24 protein-coding genes are annotated in these 17,698 nt (G+C 56.9%); all 24 read left to right on the top strand.

What is annotated here, in order from left to right; genetic code table 11:
• The first annotated feature begins 101 nt into the window (after nt 1-101).
• Entirely contained in the window at nt 102-3,974 is a 3,873-nt protein-coding gene (locus JDEN_RS02915; protein ID WP_015770874.1) for a DNA-directed RNA polymerase subunit beta', read from the top strand.
• Nucleotides 3,975-4,000: 26 nt separating this feature from the next.
• On the top strand, nt 4,001-4,147 hold the full coding sequence (locus JDEN_RS13790; protein WP_169304091.1) for a hypothetical protein: 147 nt from the start codon (nt 4,001-4,003) through the stop codon (nt 4,145-4,147).
• A gap of 343 nt (nt 4,148-4,490) precedes the next feature.
• Nucleotides 4,491-4,865, top strand: coding sequence for a 30S ribosomal protein S12 (gene rpsL, locus JDEN_RS02920; RefSeq protein ID WP_015770875.1), 375 nt, complete (start codon nt 4,491-4,493; stop codon nt 4,863-4,865).
• A 1-nt stretch (nt 4,866) separates the two neighbouring features.
• Nucleotides 4,867-5,337: a 30S ribosomal protein S7 gene (rpsG, locus tag JDEN_RS02925; protein ID WP_015770876.1), complete on the top strand. Its 471-nt coding sequence runs from the start codon at nt 4,867-4,869 to the stop codon at nt 5,335-5,337.
• A 90-nt stretch (nt 5,338-5,427) separates the two neighbouring features.
• Nucleotides 5,428-7,527, top strand: a complete 2,100-nt coding sequence (gene fusA / locus JDEN_RS02930) for an elongation factor G (RefSeq protein ID WP_015770877.1) — start codon at nt 5,428-5,430, stop codon at nt 7,525-7,527.
• A gap of 130 nt (nt 7,528-7,657) precedes the next feature.
• On the top strand, nt 7,658-8,848 hold the full coding sequence (tuf, locus tag JDEN_RS02935; protein ID WP_015770878.1) for an elongation factor Tu: 1,191 nt from the start codon (nt 7,658-7,660) through the stop codon (nt 8,846-8,848).
• A gap of 491 nt (nt 8,849-9,339) precedes the next feature.
• Nucleotides 9,340-9,648 (top strand): 30S ribosomal protein S10, encoded by a 309-nt coding sequence (rpsJ, locus tag JDEN_RS02940; protein WP_012867945.1) that lies wholly within the window; start codon nt 9,340-9,342, stop codon nt 9,646-9,648.
• 19 nt (nt 9,649-9,667) lie between these two features.
• A complete protein-coding gene (rplC, locus tag JDEN_RS02945; protein WP_015770879.1) occupies nt 9,668-10,327 on the top strand; it encodes a 50S ribosomal protein L3 in 660 nt (219 codons plus the stop codon).
• 4 nt (nt 10,328-10,331) lie between these two features.
• Nucleotides 10,332-11,018: a 50S ribosomal protein L4 gene (gene rplD / locus JDEN_RS02950; protein WP_015770880.1), complete on the top strand. Its 687-nt coding sequence runs from the start codon at nt 10,332-10,334 to the stop codon at nt 11,016-11,018.
• Nucleotides 11,015-11,317: a 50S ribosomal protein L23 gene (rplW, locus tag JDEN_RS02955; RefSeq protein WP_015770881.1), complete on the top strand. Its 303-nt coding sequence runs from the start codon at nt 11,015-11,017 to the stop codon at nt 11,315-11,317. Before rplD ends, rplW begins: the two co-directional genes overlap by 4 nt.
• Nucleotides 11,318-11,350: 33 nt before the next feature.
• Nucleotides 11,351-12,187 carry a 50S ribosomal protein L2 gene (gene rplB, locus JDEN_RS02960; RefSeq protein ID WP_015770882.1) on the top strand — a complete coding sequence of 279 codons (837 nt, stop codon included), beginning with the start codon at nt 11,351-11,353 and terminating at the stop codon, nt 12,185-12,187.
• A 15-nt stretch (nt 12,188-12,202) separates the two neighbouring features.
• Entirely contained in the window at nt 12,203-12,484 is a 282-nt protein-coding gene (gene rpsS, locus JDEN_RS02965) for a 30S ribosomal protein S19 (RefSeq protein WP_015770883.1), read from the top strand.
• Between the two features lie 48 nt (nt 12,485-12,532).
• Entirely contained in the window at nt 12,533-12,901 is a 369-nt protein-coding gene (gene rplV, locus JDEN_RS02970) for a 50S ribosomal protein L22 (RefSeq protein ID WP_015770884.1), read from the top strand.
• Nucleotides 12,901-13,716, top strand: a complete 816-nt coding sequence (rpsC, locus tag JDEN_RS02975) for a 30S ribosomal protein S3 (protein WP_015770885.1) — start codon at nt 12,901-12,903, stop codon at nt 13,714-13,716. The genes rplV and rpsC overlap by 1 nt, the downstream gene beginning before the upstream one ends.
• Before the next feature lie 4 nt (nt 13,717-13,720).
• Nucleotides 13,721-14,140, top strand: coding sequence for a 50S ribosomal protein L16 (gene rplP, locus JDEN_RS02980; protein ID WP_015770886.1), 420 nt, complete (start codon nt 13,721-13,723; stop codon nt 14,138-14,140).
• A complete protein-coding gene (gene rpmC, locus JDEN_RS02985; protein ID WP_015770887.1) occupies nt 14,140-14,379 on the top strand; it encodes a 50S ribosomal protein L29 in 240 nt (79 codons plus the stop codon). The genes rplP and rpmC overlap by 1 nt, the downstream gene beginning before the upstream one ends.
• Before the next feature lie 7 nt (nt 14,380-14,386).
• Nucleotides 14,387-14,659: a 30S ribosomal protein S17 gene (gene rpsQ / locus JDEN_RS02990; RefSeq protein ID WP_015770888.1), complete on the top strand. Its 273-nt coding sequence runs from the start codon at nt 14,387-14,389 to the stop codon at nt 14,657-14,659.
• 136 nt (nt 14,660-14,795) lie between these two features.
• On the top strand, nt 14,796-15,164 hold the full coding sequence (gene rplN, locus JDEN_RS02995; protein WP_015770889.1) for a 50S ribosomal protein L14: 369 nt from the start codon (nt 14,796-14,798) through the stop codon (nt 15,162-15,164).
• Nucleotides 15,165-15,166: 2 nt separating this feature from the next.
• Nucleotides 15,167-15,517, top strand: a complete 351-nt coding sequence (gene rplX, locus JDEN_RS03000; RefSeq protein ID WP_015770890.1) for a 50S ribosomal protein L24 — start codon at nt 15,167-15,169, stop codon at nt 15,515-15,517.
• Nucleotides 15,517-16,080, top strand: coding sequence for a 50S ribosomal protein L5 (rplE, locus tag JDEN_RS03005; protein ID WP_015770891.1), 564 nt, complete (start codon nt 15,517-15,519; stop codon nt 16,078-16,080). The genes rplX and rplE overlap by 1 nt, the downstream gene beginning before the upstream one ends.
• 1 nt (nt 16,081) lies before the next feature.
• A complete protein-coding gene (locus JDEN_RS03010) occupies nt 16,082-16,267 on the top strand; it encodes a type Z 30S ribosomal protein S14 (RefSeq protein WP_015770892.1) in 186 nt (61 codons plus the stop codon).
• Nucleotides 16,268-16,341: 74 nt separating this feature from the next.
• Complete coding sequence (rpsH, locus tag JDEN_RS03015) at nt 16,342-16,740, top strand: 30S ribosomal protein S8 (RefSeq protein WP_015770893.1); 399 nt, start codon at nt 16,342-16,344, stop codon at nt 16,738-16,740.
• Nucleotides 16,741-16,761: 21 nt separating this feature from the next.
• Complete coding sequence (rplF, locus tag JDEN_RS03020) at nt 16,762-17,301, top strand: 50S ribosomal protein L6 (protein ID WP_015770894.1); 540 nt, start codon at nt 16,762-16,764, stop codon at nt 17,299-17,301.
• A gap of 2 nt (nt 17,302-17,303) precedes the next feature.
• Entirely contained in the window at nt 17,304-17,675 is a 372-nt protein-coding gene (gene rplR / locus JDEN_RS03025) for a 50S ribosomal protein L18 (RefSeq protein ID WP_015770895.1), read from the top strand.
• Nucleotides 17,676-17,698 lie beyond the last annotated feature (23 nt).

Below are 17,698 nucleotides of genomic sequence, written 5' to 3' on the forward strand. Positions count from 1 at the left end.
CGTGGGGCGATGCCCGACCACACAGGACCCATTTATGCAACACCTCCACCGTGCCAGCCGGACCAACCCATCCGACAGGCAAACGAAGGAAGTAGGACACCTTGCTCGACGTCACTGAATTCGACGAGCTGCGTATCGGACTCGCCACAGCTGAGGACATTCGTCACTGGTCTTACGGCGAAGTAAAGAAACCCGAAACGATCAACTACCGTACCCTCAAGCCGGAGAAGGATGGTCTCTTCTGCGAGAAGATCTTCGGCCCCACACGTGACTGGGAATGCTACTGCGGCAAATACAAGCGTGTGCGATTCAAAGGCATCATCTGTGAACGCTGCGGTGTGGAAGTCACGCGTTCCAAAGTCCGTCGTGAACGGATGGGCCACATCGAGTTGGCTGCGCCTGTTACCCACATTTGGTTCTTCAAGGGTGTCCCATCGCGGCTCGGCTATCTCCTCGATTTAGCTCCAAAAGACCTTGAAAAGGTCATCTACTTCGCGGCGTACATGGTCACATCCGTTGACGAAGATGCTCGTCATGAGGATCTGCCCAACCTGCAAAACGAAATCGATCTGGAACGTAAAGAGATCGAAGACCGCCGTGACAACGACATTAACAAGCGGGCAGAGAAGCTTGAAGCTGACCTCGCCGAACTTGAAGCTGAAGGCGCCCGGGCTGATCAGCGCCGTAAAGTACGTGATGCAGCTGAACGAGAAATGGCTCAGCTTCGTAAACGTGCGGATCAAGAACTCGAACGCCTCGACCTTGTGTGGGACAAGTTCAAGAACTTGAAGGTGTCCGACCTTGAGGGTGACGAACTGATCTTCCGCGAACTTCAAGATCGTTACGGAACCTACTTCGAGGCATCGATGGGTGCTGCGGCAATCCAGAAACGTCTCGAGAACTTTGACCTGGAAGCAGAAGCCGAATCGCTTCGTGAGATCATCCGCTCAGGCAAGGGCCAAAAGAAAACGCGCGCCCTCAAGCGTTTGAAGGTCATCAACGCGTTCTTGACCACCACGAACAAACCATCTGCCATGGTCTTGGACGTAGTTCCGGTCATCCCACCAGACTTGCGTCCCATGGTGCAACTCGACGGTGGCCGTTTTGCGACCTCTGACCTGAACGACTTGTACCGCCGTGTGATCAACCGGAACAACCGTCTCAAGCGTTTGCTCGACCTTGGTGCCCCAGAGATCATCGTGAACAACGAGAAGCGGATGCTGCAAGAAGCAGTAGATTCGCTCTTCGACAACGGACGCCGTGGCCGACCAGTGACCGGACCCGGAAACCGACCCCTGAAGTCTATTTCGGACATGCTGAAGGGTAAGCAGGGGCGTTTCCGTCAAAACCTGCTCGGAAAGCGCGTGGACTACTCCGGTCGTTCCGTGATTGTGGTTGGCCCCACCTTGAAACTGCACCAGTGCGGTTTGCCGAAACAAATGGCACTTGAGCTGTTCAAGCCATTTGTCATGAAGCGTCTGGTTGACCTCAACCACGCGCAGAACATTAAGTCCGCCAAACGTATGGTGGAACGCGGGCGTTCTGTCGTGTGGGATGTCCTCGAAGAGGTCATTACCGAACACCCAGTACTGCTGAACCGTGCACCGACGCTTCACCGTTTGGGTATTCAAGCGTTCGAGCCACAACTCGTTGAAGGAAAGGCAATCCACCTGCACCCACTTGTGTGTGCTGCGTTCAACGCCGACTTCGACGGTGACCAGATGGCTGTGCACCTCCCGCTATCAGCTGAAGCGCAGGCCGAAGCGCGCATTCTCATGTTGTCGTCCAACAACATCTTGAAGCCGTCTGACGGTCGCCCCGTGACCATGCCATCACAGGACATGATCATTGGTCTGTTCCACTTGACCGCGGAACGCGAAGACCCCAAGGGAGCGGGACGCGCTTTCTCCCATGTCTCTGAAGCGATCATGGCATTTGACTCAGGTGAACTTGACCTCAACGCTCCGATTAAGGTGCGTATGGACGGGTTCGTTCCACCACGCAAGGGGTGGACTGCTCCAGATGGATGGGCGCAAGGCGATCCAACTGTTGTCGAAACGACGCTGGGACGGGCGCTGTTCAACGAACTGCTTCCTGTGGACTACCCCTATGTCAATACAGTTGTCGACAAAAAGAAGCTGTCACAGATCGTCAACGAACTCGCTGAGAACTACCCGAAGGTAGAAGTTGCTGAGTCTCTTGACGCACTCAAGGAAGCCGGCTTCCGCTGGGCAACCCGCTCTGGTGTGTCGATCGCGATCTCCGACGTCGCAACGCCCACAGCGAAAGCTGAGATCCTCACGGATCACGAGGCGAAAGCGCTGAAGATCCAGCAGCAGTACGACAAGGGTCTGATCACTGACGACGAGCGTCGACAGGAACTGATCGAGATTTGGACCCAAGCAACGGACAAGGTTGCTAAGGCCATGCAGGACAACTTCCAAGCCCGGAACACAGTGTTCCGGATGGTGGGGTCCGGTGCTCGTGGTAACTGGATGCAGGTACGTCAGATCGCTGGTATGCGTGGTCTTGTGGCAAACCCGAAGGGTGACATCATCCCGCGTCCGATCAAGGCAAACTACCGTGAAGGGCTCTCCGTTCTTGAGTACTTCATCGCGACTCACGGTGCACGTAAGGGTCTCGCAGACACCGCGTTGCGTACCGCTGACTCCGGTTACTTGACCCGTCGTCTCGTTGACGTCTCCCAGGATGTCATCGTGCGTGAGCTTGACTGTGGTACCGAACGAGGACTGTCTTTGCCAGTTGGCGAGGACATCGGCGACGGAACACTGGTCCGCCACGAAAAGGTTGAGCAGTCAATCTACACCCGTACCCTCGCGCAAGACGTTGAGGTCGACGGAGTCGTGATTGGTCGCGCCGGAGATGACGTTGGTGACCGCCTGATCGATCAGCTGGTTGCCGGTGGTGTGCACAACCTCAAGGTACGTTCGGTGTTGACCTGTGAGTCACGCGTGGGAACCTGCGCGAAGTGCTATGGCCGCTCCTTGGCTACCGGAAAGCTGGTAGACATTGGTGAAGCTGTCGGTATTATCGCTGCTCAGTCCATCGGTGAACCAGGTACACAGCTCACAATGCGTACCTTCCACACTGGTGGTGTTGCATCCGCAGATGACATTACGCAAGGTCTGCCTCGCGTGACTGAACTCTTTGAAGCCCGAACCCCGAAGGGTGAGGCGCCGATCGCTGAGTACTCCGGTTCGATTCGCATCGAAGATGGTGACCGTAGCCGCCAAATCATCCTCACCCCTGAGGATGATTCGGAAGAGATCAGCTACCAAGTCTCCAAGCGTGCACGCCTTTTAGTGGCAGATGGTGACCGGGTTGCTGTGGGAACGCAGCTTGTACAGGGTGCAGTCGACCCGAAGAAGGTCCTTCGTATCCTTGGTCCCCGGGCAGCGCAGAAACACCTCGTGGACGAAGTTCAGGAAGTGTACCGTTCTCAGGGTGTGGATATTCACGACAAGCACATCGAGGTCATCGTGCGTCAGATGCTGCGTCGTGTCACCATCCTTGATTCAGGGACGACGGATCTTCTGCCAGGGGAACTCGCAGAGCGTGCCCGTTTTGAAGATGCGAACCGTGAGGCTCTCTCCACAACAGGGACCCCGGCATCGGGACGTCCAGAGTTGATGGGGATCACCAAGGCATCGTTGGCGACCGATTCGTGGTTGTCCGCGGCGTCGTTCCAGGAGACCACTCGAGTGCTCACGGAGGCTGCAATGTCCGGCCGCCGCGACCCACTTCTTGGGCTCAAGGAAAACGTCATCCTCGGTAAGCTCATTCCAGCAGGGACGGGGCTACCTCGTTACCGCAACGTGGATGTCGAACCCACAGAGGAAGCGAAGTCCGAGTTGTACCCGAACTTCGGTTACGACGAGATCGACTTCTCTGGCTCTGGCTTCGGTGGAGACACAATCTCCCTCGACGACATCGAATTCCCTGACTTCCGTTAGGAATAGAGGGGTGTGAACGCCGTGGGGTGCAGCTACTGAAGCTGCGCCCCACGGCGTTGTCGTTCCCGGGCCACGATGTGCCTGCCGATGCGCTGGTTGGCTGGTGCGCATCGGCAAGTGATGATGTGGTTGGCGGGAGAGGAGGGCCGGTACTCACCGTTGATGTGTGGTAGAGCACTTTGACGCATTCCTGGGCCACAGGTAGTCTTGTGGAATGTGCCTACTCGCGTAGGAGTTTAGCTGTGCCTCGGGAAACGAGGAACGCGCACAAAGCCCGCACCATTGTCAGTTTATGGTTCGTGAGTGCTGTGACGCAGATAAGCCAAACTAACGTGAGTGAGCATCCCAATCAGAATCACTGACAGATCCTGGTGGGCCATCGAGCCGGTGGAACGTGGCGTATCGCAGCGAAAGCTGGGGTAAGCGCGTGCGCCGACCCCGGTGGAACAAGCCGATACAGACCATGTAGCTCACGCCGCGATTGCCGTGGCGAGCTCGAAAAGACACGGAGTAACTGTGCCCACAATCCAGCAGCTCGTCCGTAAGGGGCGGACGTCGAAGGTTGGGAAGTCCAAGACTCCTGCCCTCAAGGGTTCCCCTCAACGGCGCGGCGTGTGCACCCGCGTCTACACCACCACACCAAAGAAGCCAAACTCGGCGCTGCGTAAAGTTGCCCGTGTGAAGCTGTCCAGCGGCATTGAGGTCACCGCCTACATTCCAGGCGTCGGTCACAACCTGCAAGAGCACTCCATTGTGCTCGTGCGTGGTGGACGTGTGAAGGACCTCCCCGGTGTTCGTTACAAGATCATCCGTGGTGCGCTCGACACGCAAGGTGTGAAGAACCGCAAGCAGGCTCGTAGCCGCTACGGCGCGAAGAAGGAGAAGAGCTGAAATGCCTCGTAAAGGCCCAGCCCCGAAGCGTCCGCTGATCGCGGACCCTGTCTACGGTTCCCCGGTTGTAACGCAACTCATTAACAAGGTTCTCTTCGACGGTAAAAAGACCGTTGCTGAGTCCATCGTTTATGGTGCACTCGAAGGCGTTCGCGACAAAACAGATTCCGACCCAGTCGTTATCCTCAAGCGCGCACTCGAGAACATCCGCCCAGCCCTCGAAGTTCGTTCCCGGCGTGTGGGTGGTGCCACCTACCAGGTGCCAGTCGAAGTTCGCCCAGCACGTGCGACCACACTCGCATTGCGTTGGTTGGTTGACTACTCTCGCGCACGCCGCGAGAAGAGCATGACCGAGCGTCTCATGAACGAGATTCTCGATGCATCCAACGGCCTCGGGGCAGCTGTGAAGCGCCGCGAGGACATGCACAAGATGGCCGAATCGAACAAGGCCTTCGCGCACTACCGCTGGTAATCTTGTGTGGTGGCACCGTTTGTGCGGTGCCACCACTCACCAGTTGGTCGCAATCTTTGGCCTGTTCCCCACCAGTAAGAGGTAACCCCCGTGGCACTTGACGTGCTGACTGACCTAAACAAGGTCCGCAACATCGGCATCATGGCGCACATCGATGCCGGAAAAACCACTACGACCGAGCGCATCCTGTTCTACACAGGTGTGAACTACAAGCTCGGTGAAACCCACGATGGCGCATCGACGATGGACTGGATGGAGCAGGAACAGGAGCGTGGTATTACCATTACCTCAGCTGCGACCACCTGCTACTGGAAAAACAACCAGATCAACATCATCGACACCCCTGGGCACGTTGACTTCACCGTCGAGGTAGAGCGCTCACTGCGTGTTCTCGATGGGGCTGTCGCCGTGTTCGATGGTAAAGAGGGTGTTGAACCTCAGTCTGAGACTGTATGGCGTCAAGCAGACAAGTACAACGTTCCACGTATTTGCTTCGTCAACAAGATGGACAAGCTCGGCGCTGACTTCTACTTCACTGTTCGCACTATCGTGGAACGCCTGAAGGCAAAGCCGCTTGTCATCCAGCTTCCTATCGGTTCAGAGAACGACTTCATCGGCATGGTTGACGTCATCGAGCAGAAGGCGTACGTCTGGCACGGTGAAACCAAGCTCGGTGAGTCGTACGACATCGAAGATGTGCCAGCAGACCTTCAGGACAAGCTTGAAGAGTACCGTAACCAGCTCATCGAAGATGTTGCTGAGTCTGACGAAGAGCTCATGGAGAAGTACCTCGGTGGCGAGGAACTGACCGTTGCTGAACTGAAGGCGGGTATCCGCAAGCTCACTGTCTCCGGTGAGGCGTTCCCTGTGTTGTGTGGTTCTGCATTCAAGAACAAGGGTGTACAGCCCATGCTTGATGCGGTGATTGACTACCTCCCAACCCCTCTCGACGTTGCGTCAGTGACTGGTACCACGTTGAACGAAGAGGAAGAGCTGGTCCGTCACCCGGATGCAAACGAGCCTTTCTCAGCTCTCGCATTCAAGGTCGCGACTCACCCCTTCTTTGGGAAGCTCACTTATGTGCGCGTGTACTCGGGTAAAGCCTCGTCCGGCGCGCAGGTCATCAACTCAACAAAGGGCAAGAAAGAGCGCATTGGGAAACTCTTCCAAATGCACTCCAACAAAGAAAACCCTGTTGACGAAGCAACTGCCGGTCACATCTACGCGTTTATCGGTTTGAAGGACGTCACGACTGGTGACACCTTGTGTGACCCACAGAACCAGATCATCCTTGAGTCGATGACGTTCCCTGAGCCAGTGATCGACGTGGCAATTGAGCCAAAGACTAAGGCTGACCAGGAAAAGCTCTCGACAGCCATCCAGAAGCTTGCCGAGGAAGACCCAACCTTCCGTGTGAAGCTTGACGAAGAAACCGGTCAGACCGTCATCGGTGGTATGGGTGAACTTCACCTGGATATTCTCGTTGACCGTATGCGCCGTGAGTTCCGAGTCGAAGCGAACGTGGGTAAGCCTCAGGTTGCCTACCGCGAGACCATTCGTCGTGCTGCTGAAAAGGTGGAATACACCCACAAGAAGCAGACAGGTGGATCTGGTCAGTTCGCGAAGGTGCTGGTCACCTTTGAGCCGCTAGACACCGCTGAAGGTGAACTGTACGAGTTCGCCAATGAAGTCACCGGTGGCCGTATTCCACGTGAGTACATCCCCAGTGTTGACGCAGGTATCCAAGCTGGTCTTCAGCAGGGTGTCCTCGCAGGCTTCCCCCTTGTCGGAGTGAAGGCCCGCCTTATTGACGGTGCATATCACGACGTCGACTCGTCAGAAATGGCGTTCAAGATTGCCGGTACCATGGTGCTCCGCGAGGGCATCAAGCGTGCCGATCCGGTACTACTCGAGCCAGTGATGGCTGTCGAGGTGCGCACACCCGAGGAATACATGGGTGATGTTATCGGTGACCTCAACTCACGCCGTGGAATGATTCAGTCCATGGAAGACGCTACCGGCGTCAAGGTTGTCCGCGCACAAGTACCGTTGTCAGAGATGTTCGGGTACATTGGTGACCTGCGGTCGAAGACTCAGGGTCGTGCTGTGTACTCGATGCAATTCGACAGCTACGCCGAGGTTCCTCGTGCAGTTGCCGAAGAGATCATCAAGAAGACCCGGGGCGAGTGAGTTCCCCACAGGTCGAACTGAGAAACCATCACATCAACCTGTAGCGACCGCCGCCCCGCAGATATTCGGACTCAATGTGAGTTAGTATTTGCACGTTCGGCAAAACTACCCAAGTCCCAGGAGGACCCCAGTGGCGAAGGCCATTTTCGAGCGGACCAAGCCGCACGTAAACATCGGCACCATCGGTCACGTCGACCACGGTAAGACGACGCTGACCGCTGCGATCTCAAAGGTTCTTCACGACCGTTTCCCGGACGTGAACCCTGAGTTTAAGTATGACGAGATCGACAAGGCGCCTGAAGAAAAGCAGCGCGGTATTACGATCAACATCTCGCACATCGAGTACGAGACCGACAAGCGCCACTACGCGCACGTCGATGCCCCTGGTCACGCTGACTACATCAAGAACATGATCACCGGTGCTGCACAGATGGACGGGGCTATCCTCGTTGTCGCAGCAACCGATGGTCCGATGGCTCAGACTCGTGAGCACGTGCTTCTTGCACGTCAGGTTGGTGTTCCTTACCTCCTCGTTGCACTGAACAAGTGCGACATGGTCGACGACGAGGAAATCCTCGAACTCGTCGAGATGGAGGTTCGTGAACTCCTCTCCAGCCAGGGCTTCGACGGCGACAACGCTCCCGTTGTTCGCGTGTCCGGGTTCCAGGCACTCGAGGGTGACGAGAAGTGGGTTCAGTCGGTTGCTGACCTCATGGAAGCTGTGGACGCGAACGTTCCAGACCCAGTTCGTGACCTTGACAAGCCATTCTTGATGCCTATCGAAGACGTCTTCACGATCACCGGTCGTGGAACCGTTGTCACCGGTAAGGTCGACCGTGGTGTTCTTGACGTGAACTCCGAAGTTGAAATCGTTGGTATTCGCCCCGCGCAGAAGACCACCGTGACCGGCATTGAGACCTTCCACAAGTCCATGTCACAGGCTCAGGCTGGTGACAACACTGGTCTTCTTCTTCGCGGTATCAAGCGTGAAGACGTTGAGCGTGGACAGGTTGTTGTGAAGCCTGGTTCAATCACCCCTCACACCAAGTTCGAAGCTCAGGTCTACATCCTGAACAAGGACGAGGGTGGGCGTCACAACCCGTTCTACTCGAACTACCGTCCCCAGTTCTACTTCCGTACCACGGACGTAACTGGTGTCATCACCCTTCCTGAAGGCACCGAAATGGTGATGCCTGGTGACAACACCGAAATGTCGGTCGAGCTCATCCAGCCAATCGCTATGGAAGAGGGCCTCGGTTTTGCTATCCGTGAGGGTGGCCGCACCGTTGGTTCAGGTCGTGTAACCAAGGTCATTGAGTGATCATTTGATCACACGCACTGATCTCTGACAGGCGGGACAAACGTTTATTCGTTTGTCCCGCCTGTTTTTTCATGAGGACAGTGAGCGTGTCTCCGCATTCGGTGAGGATGAATTGTCAGTGCAGCAACTGATGGTGTTGGTGTGATCTGATGCAACGGGGTTGGTTTTTAGAAACACGTATGGCAGTATTGAGGAGTTGCCTGTTACGGGCGCGATCATTCAAATATCGAACAGTGTGTTGAGCCACGGACTAAGTCCATCGTTGTGTTGAGCTCTCTGTGCGATATTTCAGGTTGACGCTCCGCAAACCTTCTGGTTCATCACAGGCAAGTAGACGTTGTGAAGGCGACGACTGAACTTGCGTTCGGTCTCCCTTCTCACATGAGCGGCCCACACAATCGTGAGCGCACGCGTAGTCGAGAATATTGCGACACGCGCGAGTGCGGGGGTCGGACAGTAAGCGGTTCGAGAGAAGAGAGTCAGACGACGCCATGGCGGGACAGAAGATCCGCATCCGGCTCAAGTCCTACGACCACGAGGTGATCGACAGTTCGGCGCGCAAGATCGTCGATACAGTCACACGCGCTGGTGCGACGGTCGTGGGCCCGGTGCCGTTGCCAACGGAAAAGAACGTTTTCTGCGTTATCCGTTCGCCTCACAAGTACAAGGACAGCCGCGAGCACTTTGAGATGCGTACACACAAGCGGCTCATCGACATCATTGATCCCACACCAAAGGCAGTTGATTCGCTCATGCGTCTTGACCTTCCTGCGGATGTGAACATCGAGATCAAGCTCTGAGACTGGGGGAGAAGCTTTCATGACTACCCAGCAGAACGAGCGGCCAGTAAAGGCCGTCCTCGGAAAAAAACTTGGGATGACCCAGGTCTGGGATGAGGCAGGACGCCTAGTTCCTGTCACTGTTGTTGCCGTTGAACCCAACGTCGTGACACAGATTCGTACCGTCGACAACGACGGTTACGCTGCGGTTCAGGTCGCAACCGGACAGATTGACCCTCGGAAGGTCACCAAGCCACTCAAAGGACACTTTGAGAAGGCCGGCGTCACTCCCCGTCGTCACGTCACGGAAATCCGTACCAGCGACTCCGGTGAGTACTCACTGGGTCAAGAAGTCACCGTGGGTGTCTTCGAAGCTGGAACCAAGGTTGATGTCATTGGCACAACCAAGGGTAAGGGGTTCGCCGGAGTGATGAAGCGCCACGGGTTCGCTGGTGCCAGCGCATCTCACGGTGCTCACCGCAACCACCGTAAGCCTGGTTCTATCGGTGCGGCCGCAACGCCGTCACGCGTGTTCAAGGGCCTGCGTATGGCTGGTCGCATGGGTCACGACCGTATGACCGTGCAAAACCTGACCGTCCACGCGGTCGACGCTGACAAGGGCTACGTACTCCTCAAGGGTGCAGTTCCAGGCCCTAAGGGTGGCGTCGTTCTCGTGCGCAACGCAGTGAAGGGAGCGTGAAACCATGGCTGAGAACCTGACCGTCGACATCCTCGACGCAACTGGTAACAAGACAGGTGACGCTGTGCTTCCCGCCGAGATCTTCGATGTTGCCCTCAACGTACCGCTGATTCACCAGGTCGTTGTTGCGCAGCAAGCTGCTGCTCGCCAGGGAACCCATGCAACCAAGACCCGGGCACAGGTGTCCGGGGGTGGGCGTAAGCCATACAAACAAAAGGGAACAGGGCGTGCCCGTCAGGGTTCAACCCGCGCCCCTCAGTTTGCGGGTGGTGGAGTAGTCCACGGACCACAGCCACGTGACTACTCGCAGCGCACGCCAAAGAAGATGAAGGCAGCAGCTCTTCGTAGCGCACTGTCTGACCGTGCTCGCGCTGGTCGCATTCACGTCATCGATTCTTTTGGTGTAACGGAAGCTCCGTCCACGAAGGGTGCACTTTCGGCACTGTCCTCGCTGAAACTCAGCAAGGAAAACTTCGGCGACGTCAAGCACGTTCTTGTGGTTCACGAGCGGAATGACGAGATCACGATCAAGTCATTGCGGAACATCGAATCAGTACACCTGATCACCGCAGACCAGCTCAACACCTACGACGTGCTCCTGTCCGATGATGTTGTGTTCACCAAGGCTGCACTCGACGGCTTCTTGGCTGGACGTCAGTCCGCTGACAACAACGAGGAGAACGCCAAGTGACTAAGCCGCAGAAGGACCCCCGCGACGTCATTGTCGCCCCCGTCCTCACTGAAAAAAGCTACGTCGGCTTCGAAGAAGGAAAATACACCTTCATTGTGCAGCCGAACGCGAACAAGACTGAGATCAAGATCGCCGTTGAGAAAATCTTCGGCGTGAAGGTCGACTCCGTCAACACCATCAACCGTCAGGGCAAGACCCGTCGGACCCGTTTCGGCCTCGGCAAGCGCAAGAACACCAAACGCGCGATTGTGACCCTCCGTGAGGGACAAATCGACGTGTTCGGTGGGGCAGCTAGCTGATCGCCGTTCGAGAGCAGATGAGGATAGATCCCCATGGGAATCCGTAAGTACAAGCCGACGACGCCAGGCCGCCGTGACGCCAGCGTTGCCGACTTCGTCGAGATCACGCGCTCACAGCCGGAGAAGTCACTGGTCCGTCCACTGACCAAGACTGGTGGCCGTAACAACTCCGGCCGTATCACAACCCGTCACAAGGGTGGTGGTCACAAGCGTGCGTACCGTGTTATCGACTTCCGTCGGCACGACAAGGACGGCGTGCCCGCAAAGGTCGCTCACATTGAGTACGACCCGAACCGTACCGCTCGTATCGCACTGTTGCACTATGCAGATGGCGAAAAGCGTTACATCATTGCGCCACACAAGTTGCAGCAAGGTGACGTTGTTGAGGCTGGTCCCAACGCCGACATCAAGCCAGGCAACAACCTTCCACTTCGCAACATCCCGACCGGTACCGTGATCCACGCAATTGAGCTTCGCCCAGGTGGTGGAGCAAAGATTGCACGCTCAGCTGGTGCTTCGGTGCAGCTTGTTGCGAAAGACGGACCATACGCGCAATTGCGTATGCCATCTGGCGAGATCCGCAACGTTGACGCGCGCTGCCGCGCTACCGTCGGCGAAGTGGGTAACGCTGAACAGTCGAACATCAACTGGGGTAAAGCAGGACGTATGCGGTGGAAGGGCGTTCGCCCAACTGTCCGTGGTGTTGCTATGAACCCGATCGATCACCCGCACGGTGGTGGTGAAGGTAAGACCTCAGGTGGACGTCACCCGGTCTCACCTTGGGGACAACCAGAAGGGCGTACTCGCCGGCCAAACAAGCCGAGTGACAAGCTCATCGTTCGTCGTCGCCGCACCGGCAAGAAGCGCTGATAGGGAGCCTGAACAATGCCACGCAGCTTGAAAAAGGGTCCTTTCGTTGACGGCCACCTTCAAAAGAAGGTCGACGCACAGAACGAAGCTGGTACCCACAATGTCATCAAGACCTGGTCCCGTCGGTCGGTTATCACGCCCGACTTCCTAGGTCACACTTTCGCCGTGCACGACGGTCGCAAACACGTACCCGTGTTTGTGACTGAAGCGATGGTCGGTCACAAACTCGGTGAGTTTGCTCCAACCCGCACGTTCCGCGGCCACGTTAAGGACGACAAGAAGGGCCGTCGCCGCTGACCTCGGTCACAGGCAATGGTCATGACGAACCAAGAAGGCAGGACAGCAATGGAAGCCATGGCGAAGGCGCGGTTCATCCGTGTCACGCCCCGAAAGGCCCGTCGCGTCGTGGATCTTATCCGTGGCAAGCAGGCCACAGAGGCCGTAACCGTGCTCAAGTTTGCGCCACAGGCTGCGAGCGAGCCGGTTCTCAAGGTCGTGCAGAGCGCTATCGCTAACGCACGGGTAATCGCAGACCGTGACAACGTGGCCTTTGACGAGACAAAACTCGTCATCAAGACCGCGGTGGTGGATGAGGGACCAACCCTCAAGCGTTTCCGCCCACGTGCTCAGGGTCGTGCTAGCCAGATCCTCAAGCGGACCAGCCACATCACTGTGGTTGTTGCTCCGATTGACGACAAGGAAGGGGCCCGATAGTGGGACAGAAGGTTCACCCGCACGGGTACCGTCTCGGAATCACCACCGATCACCGTTCGCGTTGGTTCGCTGACAGCACGAAACCAGGTCAGCGTTACCGCGACTACGTCCGTGAAGATGTCGCAATCCGCAAACTCATGAGCGAAGGCCTTGAGCGTGCGGGGATTGCAAAGGTTGAGATCGAACGTACACGTGACCGTGTTCGTGTTGACATCCACACCGCGCGTCCCGGCATCGTTATTGGTCGCCGTGGTGCAGAGGCAGACCGTATTCGTGGCGAGTTGGAAAAGCTCACAGGAAAGCAAGTTCAGCTCAACATTCTCGAGGTCAAGAACGCTGAGATCGAAGCTCAGCTTGTTGCCCAAGGGATTGCTGAACAACTGGCGTCCCGTGTGTCTTTCCGTCGCGCAATGCGTAAGGGAATGCAGTCCGCACTTCGTGCCGGCGCGAAGGGGATCCGTGTGCAATACTCGGGTCGTCTTGGTGGTGCTGAAATGAGTCGTTCGGAGTTCTACCGTGAAGGTCGTGTGCCACTGCACACACTCCGCGCGAACATCGACTACGGCTTCTTTGAAGCACGCACCACCTTCGGGCGCATCGGTGTCAAGGTGTGGATCTACAAGGGCGACATGACCGAGAAAGAGTTCAACGCGCAGCAGGCACAGCAGGCTCCGCGCGCTGGACGCGGACGCGGCGAACGCCCTGCACGTGGACGTCGTAACAGTGAGCGTAACAGCGGTGGCGCAACGCCAGCTGCTGATGCTCCCGCAGCTGAAGCGAAGGCTCCGGCTGCTGAGACCGGAACGGAGGCCTGAGCGAATGCTTATCCCGCGCAGGCTCAAGCACCGCAAGCAGCACCACCCCTCCCGTAGTGGAGCTTCCAAGGGTGGAAACGTTGTGACCTTCGGTGACTATGGTATTCAGGCTTTGACCCCTGCCTACGTCACGAACCGTCAAATCGAAGCTGCACGTATTGCGATGACCCGCCACATCAAGCGTGGCGGTAAGGTCTGGATCAACATCTACCCAGACCGTCCCCTCACGAAGAAGCCCGCCGAAACTCGTATGGGTTCCGGTAAAGGTTCACCCGAGTGGTGGGTCGCTAACGTCAAGCCAGGCAAGATTGTTTTCGAACTTGCTGGTGTCCCAGAGCCACTTGCTCGCGAGGCCATGCGCCGCGCGATGCACAAGCTCCCAATGAAGTGCCGTTTTGTGGTGCGTGAAGGAGGTGCTAACTGATGGCCGTTGGAACTAAAGGCCTCGAGCCAAAGCAACTGGACCTCCTCGACGACGCAGCACTTGTTGCAGAACTTGAGAAAGCGAAGAAAGAACTCTTTAACCTTCGTTTCCAGGCTGCTTCAGGGCAACTCGAAACACATGGCCGACTCAAGGCCGTTCGCCGAGACATCGCGCGCATTTACACGATTCTTCGTGAGCGTGAACTCGGTATCCGTACTGCACCAAGCGTGAGCGAGTGAGGCTGATATGAGCGAGAACATCGTCGCAGAACGCCCTCAACGCAAGACGCGTCGTGGGTACGTTGTGAGTGACAAGATGGAGAAAACCATCGTTGTCGAGGTAGAGGATCGCGTAAAGCACCCGCTTTACGGTAAGGTTATGCGCAGGACTAGCAAGGTGAAAGCTCACGACGAGCAAAACACCGCTGGAATCGGCGACCTGGTCCTCATCATGGAAACCCGTCCGTTGTCAGCCACTAAGCGCTGGCGTCTGGTGGAGATCCTCGAGAAGGCCAAGTAAGCAGTCTTCCTCCATGGGGCGGACCGTGAGTTTACGGTTCGCCCCATAGAGTTGTCTGTGAGACCTTCTTCAGAAATTTATCCGTTCGGCAAGGCTCGCTTAGGCGAGAACCAGCTCGACGACAGGAGTTCATTACATGATCCAGCAGGAGTCGCGACTTCGCGTCGCTGATAACACGGGAGCCAAGGAAATCCTTTGCATCCGCGTTCTCGGTGGCTCGGGCCGTCGCTACGCCGGTATTGGTGACACAATTGTCGCCACCGTCAAGGATGCAATCCCTGGCGGAAACGTCAAGAAGGGTGACATCGTCAAGGCTGTCATCGTTCGTACGTCCAAGGAACGCCGTCGCCCAGACGGTTCCTACATCAAGTTCGACGAGAACGCAGCGGTGATTCTCAAGAACGACGGGGAACCACGCGGTACGCGTATCTTTGGTCCCGTCGGTCGTGAACTGCGCGACAAGCGCTTCATGAAGATCATCTCGCTGGCGCCGGAGGTGCTCTGACCATGGCTAACATCAAAAAGGGCGACACCGTAATCGTCATCGCGGGCAAGGACAAGGGCAAGACAGGCCGTGTTCTCCAGGTTCTTCGTGACCAGGACCGCGTCATTGTTGAGGGTGTCCGTCGAGTCACCAAGCACGTCAAGCCAGGACAAACTGCTCGCGGTACACGCACGGGTGGCATCGAGGTTGTCGAAGCCCCGATCCACATCTCTAACGTTCAGTTCTATGACGCAGAGACCAAGCGTGGGAAGCGCCTCGGATCCCGCCTCGAAGAGGTAGAGCGTAACGGGCGTCAGCGTATTGCACGCGTGCGTGTTGTTCGTGGCCACGGCGACAAGGAGAAGGACGTCTGATGAGCACCGAGACCAAGACTCAGCCTCGCCTCAAGTCGCGTTACCGCGACGAGATCCGTCCTGCGCTGCACGAAGAGTTCAAGCACGAAAACATCAACCAGGTTGCTGGCCTTGTCAAGGTCGTCGTCAACATGGGTGTGGGAGACGCTGCAAAAGACTCCAAACTCATCGAGGGTGCAATCCGTGATCTGACACTGATCACCGGTCAGAAGCCTCAGGTGAACCGTGCTCGCAAGTCCATCGCGCAGTTCAAACTTCGTGAAGGAATGCCAATCGGCGCACACGTGACGCTTCGTGGTGACCGTATGTGGGAGTTCACTGACCGTCTTCTCTCCATCGCGTTGCCTCGTATCCGTGACTTCCGCGGTCTTTCGCCTAAGCAGTTCGACGGAAACGGTAACTACACGTTCGGTCTGACCGAGCAGTCGATGTTCCACGAAATCGACCCCGACTCAATCGACCGGGTGCGTGGTATGGACATCACATTTGTCACCTCAGCCAAGACCGACGAAGAGGGCCGTTCGCTCCTCAAGCGACTCGGCTTCCCGTTCAAGGAGAACTGACATGGCTAAGAAGGCCCTGATTAACAAGGCAGCCGCAAAGCCCAAGTTCGCGGTTCGCGCTTACACCCGGTGCCAGCGTTGCGGTCGTCCGCACGCCGTGTACCGCAAGTTCGGACTCTGCCGTATCTGCCTTCGCGAAATGGCACACCGCGGCGAGCTTCCCGGCGTCACGAAGAGCAGCTGGTAACAACTACGTCGCAGGTCCAGCGGGCGCGGCTTGCGCAGCGCCTGGATACCCCGGCGAGGAAGGGCTGAAGCCCAATGACTATGACCGATCCGATCGCAGACATGCTGACACGTCTGCGGAACGCGAACTCGGCTTACCACGAGACGGTGACTATGCCATCGTCGAAGTTGAAGTCGAACATCGCGGCAATTCTCAAGGCCGAAGGTTACATCAAAGACTGGAAGATCGAGGATGCCCGTGTGGGTAAGAGCCTCGTCATCGAGTTGAAGTACAACACGGCCCGCGAACGTGCACTGGCTGGTGTGCGTCGTATCTCGAAGCCTGGTTTGCGTGTCTACGCAAAGTCCACGAACCTTCCACAGGTGCGTGGCGGACTGGGTGTCGCTATCTTGTCGACATCATCAGGTCTTCTCACAGACAAACAAGCCGCACAGAAGGGCGTGGGTGGGGAAGTCCTCGCCTACGTCTGGTAATCGGAAAGGAGAAGGATACACATGTCACGTATCGGTAAGCTTCCTATTCCGGTTCCCGCTGGTGTGGATGTCACGATCAACGGAAACCTTGTCACGATCAAGGGATCAAAAGGCACGCTTGAGCACGTCATCCCTGCACCCATCGAGGTTGCGCGGGCTGAAGACGGAACGATCATCGTGTCACGCCCCAACGACGAGCGTCAGTCACGTGCCCTGCACGGTCTGACTCGCAGCCTGTTGGCCAACATCATCACTGGTGTGACCCAGGGATACGAGAAGAAGCTCGAGATTGTTGGCACGGGTTACCGTGTGACCGCAAAGGGTAAGGACCTTGAGTTCGCCCTTGGTTTCTCGCACCCGGTTGTCGTTACTGCTCCTGAAGGTATTACCTTCGCAGTCGAAGCTCCCACGAAGTTCTCCGTGTCGGGTATCGACAAGCAGCAGGTCAGCGAGGTCGCAGCGAACATCCGCAAGATTCGTAAGCCTGAGCCTTATAAGGGCAAGGGTGTGCGCTACGCCGGCGAGAACATCCGCCGCAAGGCTGGAAAGGCTGGTAAGTAACCATGGCTCTGAAGATTCTTGGAAAGGGCAAGGCAGTTGCTCGGCAGCGTCGTCACGCTCGTCTTCGCAAGAAGATCCGTGGTACTGCCGTACGTCCACGTCTCGTAGTTACTCGTTCGACCCGGCACATGGTTGCGCAAGTCGTCGATGACACTGCAGGCAAGACACTTGTTTCGGCGTCCACCCTTGAGGTGGACTTGCGATCATTCGACGGTGACAAGACCGCAAAGTCCCGCAAGGTTGGCGAACTGATCGCTGAGCGTGCGAAGGCTGCCGGTATTGACTCGGTCGTTTTTGACCGCGGTGGAAACAAGTACCACGGCCGTGTGGCGGCAGTCGCAGAGGGCGCCCGCGAAGGTGGTCTGTCACTGTGATCTCCACAATCGTTTCGAAGCAA

The organism is Jonesia denitrificans DSM 20603 (genome assembly GCF_000024065.1).
Lineage (GTDB): Bacteria > Actinomycetota > Actinomycetes > Actinomycetales > Cellulomonadaceae > Jonesia > Jonesia denitrificans.

Excerpts from the sequence above, each read along its gene's own strand:
- rplB (WP_015770882.1), top strand. The coding sequence starts at position 11,351 with ATGGGAATCCGTAAGTACAAGCCGACGACGCCAGGCCGCCGTGACGCC.
- rplE (WP_015770891.1), top strand. The coding sequence starts at position 15,517 with ATGAGCACCGAGACCAAGACTCAGCCTCGCCTCAAGTCGCGTTACCGC.
- rplP (WP_015770886.1), top strand. The coding sequence starts at position 13,721 with ATGCTTATCCCGCGCAGGCTCAAGCACCGCAAGCAGCACCACCCCTCC.
- rplX (WP_015770890.1), top strand. The coding sequence starts at position 15,167 with ATGGCTAACATCAAAAAGGGCGACACCGTAATCGTCATCGCGGGCAAG.
- rplV (WP_015770884.1), top strand. The coding sequence starts at position 12,533 with ATGGAAGCCATGGCGAAGGCGCGGTTCATCCGTGTCACGCCCCGAAAG.
- rplN (WP_015770889.1), top strand. The coding sequence starts at position 14,796 with ATGATCCAGCAGGAGTCGCGACTTCGCGTCGCTGATAACACGGGAGCC.
- rplD (WP_015770880.1), top strand. The coding sequence starts at position 10,332 with ATGGCTGAGAACCTGACCGTCGACATCCTCGACGCAACTGGTAACAAG.
- rplC (WP_015770879.1), top strand. The coding sequence starts at position 9,668 with ATGACTACCCAGCAGAACGAGCGGCCAGTAAAGGCCGTCCTCGGAAAA.
- rplF (WP_015770894.1), top strand. The coding sequence starts at position 16,762 with ATGTCACGTATCGGTAAGCTTCCTATTCCGGTTCCCGCTGGTGTGGAT.
- rpsS (WP_015770883.1), top strand. The coding sequence starts at position 12,203 with ATGCCACGCAGCTTGAAAAAGGGTCCTTTCGTTGACGGCCACCTTCAA.
- rpsH (WP_015770893.1), top strand. The coding sequence starts at position 16,342 with ATGACTATGACCGATCCGATCGCAGACATGCTGACACGTCTGCGGAAC.
- rpsQ (WP_015770888.1), top strand. The coding sequence starts at position 14,387 with ATGAGCGAGAACATCGTCGCAGAACGCCCTCAACGCAAGACGCGTCGT.
- rpmC (WP_015770887.1), top strand. The coding sequence starts at position 14,140 with ATGGCCGTTGGAACTAAAGGCCTCGAGCCAAAGCAACTGGACCTCCTC.
- rplR (WP_015770895.1), top strand. The coding sequence starts at position 17,304 with ATGGCTCTGAAGATTCTTGGAAAGGGCAAGGCAGTTGCTCGGCAGCGT.
- rpsJ (WP_012867945.1), top strand. The coding sequence starts at position 9,340 with ATGGCGGGACAGAAGATCCGCATCCGGCTCAAGTCCTACGACCACGAG.
- JDEN_RS03010 (WP_015770892.1), top strand. The coding sequence starts at position 16,082 with ATGGCTAAGAAGGCCCTGATTAACAAGGCAGCCGCAAAGCCCAAGTTC.
- rpsG (WP_015770876.1), top strand. The coding sequence starts at position 4,867 with ATGCCTCGTAAAGGCCCAGCCCCGAAGCGTCCGCTGATCGCGGACCCT.